This window comes from Curtobacterium flaccumfaciens UCD-AKU (genome assembly GCF_000349565.1).
Taxonomy (GTDB): Bacteria; Actinomycetota; Actinomycetes; order Actinomycetales; family Microbacteriaceae; genus Curtobacterium; species Curtobacterium poinsettiae.
Window position 1 is genome coordinate 1 of sequence record NZ_KB714630.1, and the last position, 12,202, is coordinate 12,202.

A 12,202-nucleotide genomic window follows, 5' to 3' on the forward strand; every position below is an offset into this window, starting at 1 on the left:
ATGCACGAAACCGCACCGTGCACGCTCCGCCACTCCGTGCGGGCTTGCCCGCACGGAGCCGGCCAACAAGGCCGCACCGAGCGTGCAACGCCGCACCAGCCTGACAACGCCGCACGGTGCGCCCCGCGCCCCGCGCCCCACGCCCCGCGCCCCGGAGCCGCCCGGGCCTGGCGTCAGGCGGTCCAGGCAGCCGGGTGCCGCCGCTGCCAGCGCAACCGGCGCTCGAGCTGCGCGCCGATCGCGAGCAGGACGCGCTCGCCGCCGGGGCGTCCGATCAGCTGCACGCCCATCGGCAGCCCGCCCCCGTCGGGGTGGTCGTCGTCGGTCACGCCGACCGGCAACGTGATCGCGGGGAGCCCGGACACGTTCGCCATCGACGTCCACGGCGAGTAGGCGCACTGGCGGCGGAAGTCCTCGTCCGGGTCGTCGCCGTACCAGCCGAGGGGCCGCGGCGTCATCGCGAGGGTCGGCGTGAGCACCGCGTCGAACCGGTCGAACGCGCCGATGAGCGTCGTCGAGAAGGTGTCGAGCGTCGTCATCGCGTCGAGGACCTGCGTGGCGGACAGTGCCTGCCCGCGCGCCACGAGCCACCCCACGAGCGGGGTCAGCGCCGACAGGTCGATGCCGGGCACCTGCGGCAGGCGGGCAGCCGAGCTCTCCCACGCCACCCGGAACGCGTCGGCGTACGGCACGCGGGGCATCCGGACGTCCTCGACGCCGTGCCCGACCTCGCCGAGCACCCGCACGGCCGTCTCCACGGCGGCACGGGCAGCGGGATCGACGACCACGTCGACGGTGTCGTCCCACGGCGAACCGTCGAGCACCCCGACGACGAACCGGCCCTCGCCGCGGACGGCCGCCGCGGTGAACGGCCCCTCGCCGACGTCGGGGGTGACGAGGGCGTACGGCGACGGCTCCGGCAGCCCGGTCGGCGCGACCAGCGCGTCGAGGAGCATGCCCGCGTCGGCGACGGAGCGGGTGAGCGGTCCGGCGACCGACAGGCCGCCGACGCCGGAGCGGCCGGGCATGGACGGCACACGACCGCGGCTCGGCTTCAGCCCGACGAGTCCGGTCGCCGCCGCGGGGATCCGCACCGACCCGCCGCCGTCCGAACCGATCGCGGCCGGCAGCAGCCCGGCGGCGACGGCGACGGCCGCACCGCTCGATGACCCGCCCGGCGCCCGCGTGGTGTCGTAGGGGTTCCGGGTCACGCCGAGCCGGGTCTCGGACGACGAGGACATGCCGAACTCCGGTGACGCCGTCTTGCCGAGGCTGACCGTGCCGGCCGCGTCGAGCGCGGCGACGAGCGGGTGGTCGGCCGCGGCGGGCCGCTCCGGCAGGCTCGCGGTGCCGTTCCGCGTGGGGACACCGGCGCGGTCGTACAGGTCCTTGTCGGCGGACGGGAGGCCCCACAGCGGTCTCGACGTCGGCACCAGGTGGCCGAGGCGGTCGGCTCGGGCCCGGGCCGCGTCCGCGGTGACCGTCACGAAGGCGCCGAGTCCGGCGTCCAGGCGTTCCACGCGGGCCAGGTAGTGCTCGGTGGCCTCGAGGGCGGTCGCCTCCCCTCGACGGATCCAGTCCCAGAGTTCCTGTGCGGAGAGGTGGTGGAGTTCGAACACGGCTCCGAGCCTAGGCGGCGGCCCGTATCCTTCGACGGTGGACACGACTCTCCCCTCCGGCACGACGAAGCGCCGGATCGAACTGCGGCTCGTGAAGCCCCTGTTCGCCTGGTTCGCCCGGCCGACCGTCACCGTCGACGGGGTGGGGCACCCGGCGCAGTGGGGCACCGGCACGTGGGCGGTGCCGGACGACGGCGACACGGTGATCGGCGTGTACCTGTTCAACCGCGCGTGGCGGTTCGGGGCGGCTTCGGTGCCGGTGGGTGGTTCGAACGCGCTCGAGTACCGGGGCGGGCTGCTGCCGATCGGTGCGGGCCGGTTGACGCCGCGGGGCTGAGGGTCGCGCCGGTGGTGCCGCTCCCGCGTGGGACGATGGGCGCATGACCGCCACGCTCGTCGCCAAGGGCCTGTCCGGCGGGTACGCCGCTCGCACGCTGTTCGACTCCCTCGACCTGACGGTGGCGCCGGGCGACGTGATCGGGGTCGTCGGCGTGAACGGTGCCGGCAAGTCCACGCTGCTCCGGCTGCTGGCCGGGGTCGACGAGCCGCTGGCCGGCACGGTCTCCCTGGCGCCGACGGACGCGTTCGTGGGGTGGCTCCCCCAGGAGCACGAGCGCATCGCGGGCGAGACCGTCGCGGCGTACCTCGGGCGCCGGACCGGCTGCACCGAGGCGACGGTGACGATGGACGCAGCGGCGGCGGCCCTCGGGGACCCCGACGCCGGCGACGCAGCGGCCGACCGGTACTCGGCGGCGCTCGACCGCTGGCTCGCCGCGGGGGCCGCGGACCTGGAGGACCGGATCCCGGCGGTGCTCGCCGACCTCGGCCTCGAGCCCGGTACCGGCGACTCCGCTGCGGACGGCGTCGGCCCGGACTCCCTGATGACCGCGCTGTCCGGTGGGCAGGTCGCCCGCGTCGGGCTCGCCGCGCTGCTGCTGTCACGGTTCGACATCGTCCTGCTCGACGAGCCGACCAACGACCTCGACCTGGACGGCCTCGACCGGCTCGAGGCGTTCGTGCGCGGGCTGCGCGGCGGGGTGGTGCTCGTCAGCCACGACCGTGAGTTCCTGGCGCGCTCGGTGACCTCGGTGCTCGAGCTCGACCTGGCGCAGTCGTCGAACCGGCTGTTCGGTGGCGGGTACGACTCGTTCCTCGAGGAGCGCGAGATCGCCCGGCAGCACAAGCGGGACGCGTACGACGAGTTCGCGTCGACGAAGGCCGACCTGGTCTCGCGGGCTCGGACGCAGCGCGAGTGGTCGAGCCAGGGTGTCCGGAACGCCATGAAGAAGAGCCCGGACAACGACAAGATCCGCCGCCGTGCCGCCTCGGAGTCGAGCGAGAAGCAGGCGCAGAAGGTCCGGCAGATGGAGTCCCGCATCGCCCGGCTCGACGAGGTCGAGGAGCCGCGCAAGGAGTGGCAGCTCGAGTTCACGATCGGCAGCGCACCCCGGTCGTCGGCCGTCGTGGCGACGCTGTCGAACGCCACGTTCACCCAGGGCGACTTCACCCTCGGCCCGGTCTCGCTGCAGGTCGACGGCGGTGACCGGATCGGCATCACCGGTCCGAACGGCGCCGGCAAGTCCACCCTGCTGCGGGCGCTGCTCGGCAGGCAGGCGCCGACGACGGGCACGGCCTCGCTCGGCTCGAGCGTCGCGGTCGGCGAGGTCGACCAGGCGCGTGCGGCGTTCACCGGCGACCAGCCCCTGGCGGCGGCGTTCGAGGCGATCGTCCCCGAGTACACGACGGCCGACGTGCGGACGCTGCTCGCGAAGTTCGGGCTCAAGGCGGACCACGTCGGCCGACCGGCCTCGGCGCTCTCCCCCGGCGAGCGCACCCGGGCCGGGCTCGCACTGCTGCAGGCCCGCGGGGTGAACGTGCTCGTGCTCGACGAGCCGACCAACCACCTGGACCTCACCGCGATCGAGCAGCTCGAGCAGGCACTGGAGTCCTACGACGGGACCCTGCTGCTCGTCACACACGACCGGCGCATGCTGGAGACCGTCCGACTCGAACGGCAGTGGCGGGTCGAGGGCGGCACCGTCACCGAACGCTGACGGATCCACCGAACGCTGACGGATCGACCGAGGGGGACGCACCATGCGACGCAACACCTGGATCGCGACGACCGCCGGGGTGGTGGTGCTCGCCGTCGCCGCCGTCGTGGTGGGGGTGAGCGTCGGGTCTCCCGAGCCCGAGCCGGAGTCGACCCGCGCGGCACGGGCGACGACGACACCGACCCCGAGCGCCACGCGGACGCCGACGCTCGCGGCCGTCCCCGCCGCACCGTCCGACGCGACCCTGGCCGCGCTGCCGCTGGCGTTCCACGACGCGGTCGTCCCGCAGTTGCTCGACGGTTCGGACGTGGAGCCGGAGGACACCTGGCAGATCGCGACCCCGCGCACGTCGCTCGTCGCCCTGTACGCCAGCCCGTCGAGCCGCGCCCGGCCGGTGGCGACCCTGTCCCACCTGGTGTCGACGATCAACCGGCCCGCGGCGACGGCGGTCTGGGGTCGTTCCCCCGGCAAGGACGGCGGGATGCTCCTGGTGTCGACGCCGTCCCGCAACCGCACCCCCGGTGACGGCGGCGACCCGGACGCCCCGAGCGCGACGTTCGCCTGGGCCCGGGCCGCCGACTTCACGGTGGTGCGCACCGACCGGATGATCACCGTCGACGTCGCCGCCAGCACCGTGTCCGTCGTCACCCGGTCGGGCAAGGTCACCGCGACCGAGGCGGCCCGGCTCGGCACACCGGAGGACCCCACACCGGCCGACACCGCCACCTACGTCGAGGCCGCGTACGTCGACACCCGCGTCGCGTACACGCAGGGCAACCCGATCATCCTGACCGGGGCGCACTCGTCCCGGATCCCGTCCTACGGCGGCAACGCTGCGCTGACCGCACTGCACTACTACCCGGACCCGACCGGCAGCTCGCACGGCTGCGTGCGGATCTCGGCGGAGATGACCCGCACCCTGGCGGCACTGCCCGTCGGGACGCCGATCCGGTTCAGCTGAGCACCGGCACCACCGGATCAGCCTCGCGGGATCCGGACGAGTCCGAGCCGCTCGACGACCTCGGCGCTCTCTTCTTCCGGGGTGCGGTCGGCGGCGATCGTCACGTGGGCCTCGTCGGGCTGCGGCGGCTCGAGCGTGGCGAGCTGCGACTGCAGCAGCGACGTCGGCATGAAGTGCCCGGAGCGCTGCGCCATCCGCTCCTCGATGAGCGCGCCGTCACCGGCGACGTGCACGAACACCACCCCGGGGGCCCGCAGCACGTCGCGGTACGAGCGCTTCAGGGCCGAGCAGGTCACGACGCCGTTCGTCCCGGCGTCCAGGTGCCCGCGGATCCACCCGGCGACGACGTCGAGCCACGGCCAGCGGTCCTCGTCGGTGAGCGGGGTACCGGCGTGCATCTTGTCGACGTTCGCCTGCGGGTGCATCGCGTCGCCCTCGGCGAACTCCCACCCGACCTGCTCCGCCACCATCGCGGCGACGGTCGACTTGCCGGACCCGGAGACCCCCATCACGACCAGGACGCGGGCGTCGAGCCCGGTGTCGGCCGCACCGGCAGCAGCTGCCGCACCGAGGTCTGCTGCGCCGCTCATCGGATGAACACCCCGGCCAGCAGGACCCCGAGCAGACCGAACACCGAGATGAGGCACTCGAGCACCGTCCACGTCTTGAACGTCTGCCCCACGGTGGTGCCGAGGTACCCCTTCACCAGCCAGAACCCGGCGTCGTTGACGTGCGACAGGAACACCGAGCCAGCACCGATCGCGAGCACGAGCAGCGACGTCATCGGCGTCGACAGGTCGGCGGCGATGGGCGCCATGATGCCGGCGGCGGTCACGGTGGCGACCGTGGCGGACCCGGTCGCGACGCGCACCAGGGCCGAGACGATCCAGGCGACGAGCAGCACGGAGACGCCGGAGTCCTTCACGGCGTCGGCGATCACGCCGCCGATGCCGGTGTCGATGAGCACCTGCTTGAACCCGCCGCCGGCGCCGACGATGAGCAGCACCCCGGCGATCGGGGGCAGCGCGCTCTCGAGCGACTTCGACACCGCGGAGCGGTCCATGCCGCCGCCGATCGCGAAGGAGACCATGGCGTAGACGGCGGCGATGCCGATGGCGATCATCGGGGAGCCGAGGAAGTCGAGCAGGCTCACCCACGAGCCGGCGGCGTCCGGCGCGGTGGCCTCACGGATCGCCTGGGCGAGCATGAGCACGACCGGCAGCAGGATGCCGATCAGCGCGACGGTGAACGACGGGCTGCGCGGCTCGCTGATGACGCGCGTGAAGTCGCTCTTGCCGTTGGGCAGGGACGCGGTGTCCTGCGTGGCGGGGCCGCGCCGGGCCTCCCGTCCGGGGTGCGCCGGGTCGTCGGCGAAGGCGGCGGACCCGGAACCCGACCCCGAGGCGGAACCCGACCCCGGCCCGGCGGTGGCGACCGCCCCACGCGACCCGAACATGTCGGGCACGGGGATGTCGACCCAGCGGGCCGCGAAGCGGGCGAAGAGCGGCCCGGCAAGGATGATCACCGGGATCGCGAGCACGATGCCGAAGGCGAGCGTGGTGCCGAGGTTCGCGCCGACGGTGGAGATCGCGACGAGCGGGCCGGGGTGCGGCGGGACGAACGCGTGCATCGTGGACAGGCCGACCAGGGCGGGGACGGCGATCTTCATGATCGGCACCTCGCTGCGCTTGGCGACGAGCACGATGATCGGGATGAGCAGGACGAGGCCGACCTCGAAGAACATCGGCAGCCCGATGAGCGCCCCGATCAGGGCCATCGTCCACGGCAGCGCCGCCTTCGACGACTTCCGCACCAGGGTGTCCACCACGCGGTCCGCTGCGCCGGAGTCGACGAGCATCTTGCCGAACATCGCCCCGAGTCCGACCAGGATGCCGACGCTCGTCATGGTCGCGCCGAAGCCGTCGCCGAAGCTGGTGACTGCCTTGTCCGGAGCGAGCCCTGCACCGATGCCGACGCCGAGCGCACCGATCGTGAGCGCGATGAACGGGTGCACCTTGAGCCAGGTGATGAGCGCGATGATCACCACGATGCCGACGAGTGCCGCGATGATCAGCTGCGGGATCGAACCGGACGGGTCGACCGTCTCGGTGGTGCCACCTGCGGCGAGCAGGTGGTCCGGGAGAGCGTGAGGCATCAGCGCCCCTTCCTGGAGTCGCTGCTGCGCGGCTCCGTCGCCTTCGTGTCGAGGGTGGACTGGCGCGACGAACGCCGACCCTCAATAATCTGATTAATCAGACTATACGACGTCGTCCCGCGCGCCAACCGCCCGTCCCCGGAGTCTGCCGCTTCGATGGGATCGGTGTCACGGCGACCGCGTGACCCGTACTGCACGGAGGAACGATGCCCACGGCACGCGGACTGCACGCCCAGGTGCTCGACACGCTCGGCCAGCGGATCGTCGACGGCGACCTGGCCACGGGTTCCGTCGTCCGGCCCGACGTGGTCGCCGACGAGTTCGGGGTGTCCCGCTCCGTCGTCCGCGAGGCCCTGCGCGTGCTGCAGTCGCTCGGCCTGGTCGAGCCCCGGCAGCGCGTCGGCACGCTCGTCCGCGACATCACCGCCTGGGAACTGCTCGCCCCGACCGTCATCCGGTGGCGGGGCACGTCACCGGCGTACTTCGTGCAGCAGCGCGAGCTGGTCGAACTCCGGCTCGGGGTCGAACCGGTCGCGGCGTCCCTGACTGCTGGCACCGACGGCGCCTCCGCCGTGCTCGCCGCCGCCGAGGACATGCTCGACGCCTGCGGGCGCGAGGACAGCCGCGCCTACCTGGAGGCCGACGTCCGTTTCCACCGGGCGCTGCTCACCGGGTCGGGGAACGCCGTGTTCGCGCACTTCGCCGGCACCGTCGAGGCGCTCCTGCGCACGCGGACGTCGGAGTCGCGCGACCCGATCACGCGCTGGACGCGCGAAGCGGCGCTCCGGCACCAGGCGGTCGGTCGCGCAGCGGTCGACGGCGATGCCGACGCCGCTGCGGCAGCGGCGACCGCGCTGCTGCGCGTGACGCGCGACGAGTTCATCACCGAGGCTGCGGCGGGCTGACGCGACCGGGCGACGGCCTGGAGGCGCGTGCCGGGCCCGCCACGGGCCTCCCGTCCGCCCTGCAGGGAGCGACCACACCAGCGCTCGACCCGGAGCTGCTGGTCACCACGGGCAGAGCCGCACCCACATGAGCGGTCGCTCAGGAGGTTCAGGACTTGCGCCCCACGGGTTGTGGTGCGCGCGGTCCTGACTAGCCTGTTGCCGGGGGAGCATCTAGGGTTCCTCGACCGAAATCGGAGGAATCTCGTGCAACGACAGACCCGTGTCGCTCGAACAGTGGCGATGATCGCCATCGCCGCGACGACGATGGTCGGGCTGGTCGGGTTGGCCGGTCCAGCGCAGGCCGACCCTGCGTTCTCGGTGTCCGGGACGTTGACCGGCAAACCGTCCGCTACAGCCGCCGCTGTCCCGCTCGCCGGCGTCGAGGTCTACCTCAGTGGCCTCGCGGGAAACTACGTTTCCGCGTACGCGTACACCGACGCGGCGGGGCACTGGTCGATCTCCGAGATCGACGACCACTCCAGCGGCGCCGACGACGTCCCGCTCGCCGCGGGCTCGTACACGGTCCAGTTCAACTGCGCCACCACCGGCAGGAGCAGCTGCAACCACGACTACGTCGTGGAGTACCTCGGCCACACGCTCCTGTCGAGTGACTCGACCAAGGTCACACTGACTGCAGCCCACCCGACGGCAGTCGCTGACGACGAACTCGCTCGGGGCGCGGCGGTCTCGGGCACGGTGACCACCGCCGACGGCACGCCGATCGCCGGCGCGTCGGTGTCGGCGAACCCGGTGGGTGGCTTCTCGAACAGCCACACGACCACGGCCGCCGACGGCAGCTACACCCTCGACCAACTGACGACGACGAACGACGTCATCAGCGCGGGCTTCTACGACTCCGCGCACCCCGACGCGCACGGTTTCCCGATCCGGTACAGCACGCAGTGGTGGGACCACGCCTCCACGCAGGGTGCCGCGACGCCGGTCCCGCTGGTCCCGGCCTCCACGAAGCCCGACATCGACTTCGCGCTGTCCGTCACGCCGTTCGTGAGCGGGCGGGTGGTCGACGCCGCGGGGAACGGTGTCCCCGCACTCACCATGGTCCCGATGCGCTTCGATCCGGGCACCGACCAGTTCGTCGGGCCGAGGTCAGGTCCGAACGAGACCGACGCGCAGGGGTACTTCCGGCTCACTGGCGACCTCGGTTCCGCGACCCGGTACAAGCTGCTGTTCTCCGACTCGCTCGGCAGCGACGACGAGAACCCGCAGACCCGGACTCCGTTCGAGACGACCTGGTACCGCGACGCCGCTTCGTTCGACGACGCGACCGTCATCACCGTGCCGACGAGCGGGAGCGCGGACCTCGGCACGATCCCCGTCTCCCCGCACACGGGTGCGTTGCGCTTCATCGGCAACCCGGTCATCCAGCAGGACCAGTTTCAGGACGGCTTGCTCGTGGTCAGTGGTGTCGCCGCCTCCCCGGGGACGGCGAAGAGCACTGCTCAGTGGTACCGCGACGGCACTGCGATCAGCGGAGCGACGAGCTACTCGTACACGCCGGTCGCAGCGGACGAGGGGACCGTCCTCACCGTCACCGTCACCGCGAAGCTCGGCACCGAGACAGCCTCTGCGACGTCCGCGGGGTACGAGGCGCCGTCGGACGAGTAGTCGCTCGGACCGCTCTCCGCAGTGACGAGTGCCGGGCGCTCGACGTGCCGGAGCGCGCGCGTTCAGACGGCGGGGTCGCCGTGGCGGCGACCGGGCGACGTCCTGGAGGCGCGTGCCGGGCCCGCCACGGGCCTCCCGTCCGCCCTGCGGCCACGTGGCGAGCGTGACGGACGTCCGTCAGGTCCGTATCGGTGCCGGCGCCGGTGCCGGTGCCGGTGCCGTCAGCGGCGGCGGGCGAACAGCCGCGGCCCGCGCAGGCGGAGCCGCATCGTGACGGTGCCGAGCCAGCGGTCGTACTTGTAGCCGACCTTGCCCATCCGGCCGACCTCCTCGAAGCCGAGCCGCTCGTGCAGCCGGATCGACGCCTCGGCCTGCCGGTCCGCGATGACCGCCACCACCTCGCGCACCCCGGCCAACCGGCACTCGTCGAGCAGGGCCTCCATCAGCGCACGGCCGAGGCCCTTGCCACCGGACGCGGCACCGAGGTAGATCGAGTCCTCGACGACGTGGTTCGAGCGGTCCCGCGGGTTCCACGCGTCGACCAGCGCGTACCCGAGGATCTGCCCGGCGGGGTTCTCCGCGACCAGGAACGGCAGCCGGCGCTTGCGGATGTCGTCGTAGCGCTTCTTCCACGCGGCGTACGTGAACGCCGACGGGTCGAAGGTCACCGACGAGTTCCGGACGTAGTGCGTGTGGATCTCGCGCACGTGGGGCAGGTCCCCCACCTCGGCCGCACGGATGCGGTACTCGAACGCCGTCTCGGTCGCCGCCGGGGCACGCAGGTGTCGCGGCAGGACCCGCCGTCGCTGGTATTCCTCCTCGAGCACGTGCCGAGCCTACTGAGCGGGCAGCGTCCAGTCGACGGACGGTGCGCTCTGCGACTCGAGCAGGGCGTTCACCTGCGAGAACGGGCGGCTGCCGAAGAACCCGCGGGACGCGCTGAGCGGACTCGGGTGGGCCGAGGCGACGACCGGGGTGTCGCCGAGGAGCGGCCGCACCGACCCGGCCTGGGCGCCCCAGAGCACGGCCACGAGCGGGGTACCGCGGGCGACGAGCGCTCGGACGGCCTGGTCGGTCACCGCTTCCCAGCCCTTGCCGCGGTGGCTGCCGGCCTCACCTGCCTGCACGGTGAGCACCCGGTTGAGCAGCAGCACGCCCTGGTCGGACCACGCCCGCAGGTCACCGTGCGCAGGCGGTGTCACCCCGACGTCGTCGGACAGCTCGCGGTAGATGTTCGCCAGGCTCCGCGGCACCGGACGGACCGCGGGGTCGACGGCGAACGACAGGCCGATCGGGTGGCCGGGCGTCGGGTAGGGGTCCTGGCCGATGACCAGCACCCTGACGGCGTCGAACGGGGTCGTGAACGCGCGCAGGACGTCACTACCGGCGGGCAGCCAGTGCCGACCCGCAGCGGTCTCGTCACGGAGCCACGTACCGATCCGGTGCACGTCGTCCTCGACCGGGGCGAGCGCCGACGCCCAGCCGGGGTCGACCAGGTCGGCGAGCGGCCGCGGTTCCACGTCGGCTACGCGCCCATGGTGGCGACGGACACCGACTCCTCGCCGGCCATCACGCGCCAGACGCTGCCGGTCCCCCGGACCTCGAGCGCCCCTTCACCGACGACGAGCGTGGTGTCCTCGTCGATCGCGAGCCCGGCGGTGACGAACTCGGCCTCGGCGCTGGCGATGAGCCGCGCGAGCGTGCCGGCCTGCACCGCGTGGACGTCGATCGTCAGGTCGACCAGCCCGAGGCCCTCGCGGAGCTCGACCTCGTCCAGGCCCTCGGACGCGGCCTCGGGGCAGATCTCGACGCCACCGATGCGCCAGCCGCCCACCAGGGCACGGTCGGCGGCGATCATCGCGCCGGCCGAGTAGCCGAGGTAGGGCAGACCGTCGGAGACGAGCAGGCGGAGCTGGTCCACCAGCGGCGCGATCGCCGCGAGGTAGTCGGGCGTGACACCGCCGCCGATCACCAGGGCGTCGACATCGCTCAGGACCGTCGTGTCGAAGACCTGGCCGGCAGCGACCTCGGTGACGAGCACCTCGGCTGTTCGCGGGCCACCGAGGACCTCGGCGATGTCGGCGGTCGACGCCGGGCTGCCGCCGTCCGGGCCCGCCACGGAGAGCAGGGCGATGCGGGGGACGCTGCGGCCGACCGCCGCCGAACGGGCGGTGGCCTCGGCGAGGAACGGCGCGGCGGCGTCCGAGGCGGCGAACAGCCCGCCGCCGACCAGGTGGATGCTCACGACTCGGCCGTCACGGGCGCCAGGGCGCTCCACGGGAACGTGATCCAGCCGTCGACCCGGCGCCACACGTGGTCGGGCTCCAGGACGGTGCCGGGCTTCGAGTACAGGCAGGCGCTCCGGACGTCGCCGCCGGCGTTCCGGATGATGTCGACCACCAGGCGCAGGGTGCGGCCGGAGTCGGACACGTCGTCGACCACCAGGACCCGCTTGCCGGCCAGGCTCGGGGCGTCGAGGGCGGGGGCGAGCACGACCGGCTCCTCCAGCCGCTGCTCGACGTCGGTGTAGAACTCGACGTTGATCGAGCCGCACTCCTTGGTGCCGAGGGCGTACGCCACGGCGCCGGCGATGATCAGTCCGCCGCGGGCGACGGCGACGACGACCTCGGGCTCGAAGCCACTGGACAGGACGTCCTTGGCGAGCAGGCGTGCGGCGTCACCGAACTCCAGCCAGCCGAGTACCTCGGGCCCGCTCGTCACGGTCACGGTGGACGGAGCCGCGGGCTCGGGTTCGCTGCTGATCGGCATCCGACCACGGTACCGGCAGGGAGCCCACGCCCGCGACCCGCGCCCGCCGCCCGGGCGCTGCGCGGGTCGCC

At 73.1% G+C, this 12,202-nt stretch carries 12 protein-coding genes; 5 read left to right on the top strand and 7 right to left on the bottom strand.

The features are described 5' to 3' along the window. Window positions 1-173: 173 nt before the first annotated feature. On the bottom strand, window positions 174-1,619 hold the full coding sequence (locus tag H489_RS33195) for an amidase (protein WP_017888164.1): 1,446 nt from the start codon (window positions 1,617-1,619) through the stop codon (window positions 174-176). 37 nt (window positions 1,620-1,656) lie between these two features. Here H489_RS33195 and H489_RS33200 point away from each other — a divergent pair, with 37 nt between their 5' ends. The 3 genes from H489_RS33200 to H489_RS33210 are packed head-to-tail and all read left to right on the top strand — an operon-like array spanning window position 1,657 to window position 4,634. Then, on the top strand, window positions 1,657-1,956 hold the full coding sequence (locus H489_RS33200) for a hypothetical protein (protein WP_017888165.1): 300 nt from the start codon (window positions 1,657-1,659) through the stop codon (window positions 1,954-1,956). A 43-nt stretch (window positions 1,957-1,999) separates the two neighbouring features. Continuing rightward, on the top strand, window positions 2,000-3,673 hold the full coding sequence (locus H489_RS33205; RefSeq protein WP_017888166.1) for an ABC-F family ATP-binding cassette domain-containing protein: 1,674 nt from the start codon (window positions 2,000-2,002) through the stop codon (window positions 3,671-3,673). Between the two features lie 43 nt (window positions 3,674-3,716). Beyond that, window positions 3,717-4,634 carry a L,D-transpeptidase gene (locus H489_RS33210; protein ID WP_017888167.1) on the top strand — a complete coding sequence of 306 codons (918 nt, stop codon included), beginning with the start codon at window positions 3,717-3,719 and terminating at the stop codon, window positions 4,632-4,634. A gap of 17 nt (window positions 4,635-4,651) precedes the next feature. Here the strand turns inward: H489_RS33210 and H489_RS33215 are convergent, their stop codons facing one another. Next, window positions 4,652-5,224 carry a gluconokinase gene (locus H489_RS33215; protein WP_017888168.1) on the bottom strand — a complete coding sequence of 191 codons (573 nt, stop codon included), beginning with the start codon at window positions 5,222-5,224 and terminating at the stop codon, window positions 4,652-4,654. After that, window positions 5,221-6,789, bottom strand: coding sequence for a GntP family permease (locus tag H489_RS33220; RefSeq protein ID WP_017888169.1), 1,569 nt, complete (start codon window positions 6,787-6,789; stop codon window positions 5,221-5,223). The genes H489_RS33215 and H489_RS33220 overlap by 4 nt, the downstream gene beginning before the upstream one ends. 206 nt (window positions 6,790-6,995) lie before the next feature. Between H489_RS33220 and H489_RS33225 the strand changes: the two genes are divergently transcribed. Both H489_RS33225 and H489_RS33230 read left to right on the top strand, forming a co-directional pair. Continuing rightward, complete coding sequence (locus H489_RS33225; protein ID WP_017888170.1) at window positions 6,996-7,694, top strand: FadR/GntR family transcriptional regulator; 699 nt, start codon at window positions 6,996-6,998, stop codon at window positions 7,692-7,694. 246 nt (window positions 7,695-7,940) lie between these two features. Beyond that, window positions 7,941-9,362: a carboxypeptidase-like regulatory domain-containing protein gene (locus H489_RS33230; RefSeq protein WP_152427325.1), complete on the top strand. Its 1,422-nt coding sequence runs from the start codon at window positions 7,941-7,943 to the stop codon at window positions 9,360-9,362. Window positions 9,363-9,583: 221 nt separating this feature from the next. Here H489_RS33230 and H489_RS33235 read toward each other — a convergent pair whose 3' ends face one another. The 4 genes from H489_RS33235 to H489_RS33250 are packed head-to-tail and all read right to left on the bottom strand — an operon-like array spanning window position 9,584 to window position 12,131. Next, the gene (locus tag H489_RS33235; protein ID WP_017888172.1) at window positions 9,584-10,189 is read right to left on the bottom strand and encodes a GNAT family N-acetyltransferase; all 606 of its coding nucleotides are present in this window, start codon (window positions 10,187-10,189) and stop codon (window positions 9,584-9,586) included. Between the two features lie 9 nt (window positions 10,190-10,198). After that, window positions 10,199-10,882 (bottom strand): uracil-DNA glycosylase, encoded by a 684-nt coding sequence (locus H489_RS33240; RefSeq protein WP_017888173.1) that lies wholly within the window; start codon window positions 10,880-10,882, stop codon window positions 10,199-10,201. 5 nt (window positions 10,883-10,887) lie between these two features. Then, the gene (locus H489_RS33245; RefSeq protein ID WP_040420009.1) at window positions 10,888-11,607 is read right to left on the bottom strand and encodes a Type 1 glutamine amidotransferase-like domain-containing protein; all 720 of its coding nucleotides are present in this window, start codon (window positions 11,605-11,607) and stop codon (window positions 10,888-10,890) included. Beyond that, the gene (locus H489_RS33250; RefSeq protein ID WP_017888175.1) at window positions 11,604-12,131 is read right to left on the bottom strand and encodes a phosphoribosyltransferase; all 528 of its coding nucleotides are present in this window, start codon (window positions 12,129-12,131) and stop codon (window positions 11,604-11,606) included. Before H489_RS33250 ends, H489_RS33245 begins: the two co-directional genes overlap by 4 nt. Window positions 12,132-12,202 lie beyond the last annotated feature (71 nt).

Bases quoted from the DNA above. Each gene is read 5' to 3' on its own strand.
- H489_RS33225 (WP_017888170.1), top strand. From the start codon at position 6,996: ATGCCCACGGCACGCGGACTGCACGCCCAGGTGCTCGACACGCTCGGC.
- H489_RS33210 (WP_017888167.1), top strand. From the start codon at position 3,717: ATGCGACGCAACACCTGGATCGCGACGACCGCCGGGGTGGTGGTGCTC.
- H489_RS33215 (WP_017888168.1), bottom strand. From the start codon at position 5,224: ATGAGCGGCGCAGCAGACCTCGGTGCGGCAGCTGCTGCCGGTGCGGCC.
- H489_RS33220 (WP_017888169.1), bottom strand. From the start codon at position 6,789: ATGCCTCACGCTCTCCCGGACCACCTGCTCGCCGCAGGTGGCACCACC.
- H489_RS33250 (WP_017888175.1), bottom strand. From the start codon at position 12,131: ATGCCGATCAGCAGCGAACCCGAGCCCGCGGCTCCGTCCACCGTGACC.
- H489_RS33205 (WP_017888166.1), top strand. From the start codon at position 2,000: ATGACCGCCACGCTCGTCGCCAAGGGCCTGTCCGGCGGGTACGCCGCT.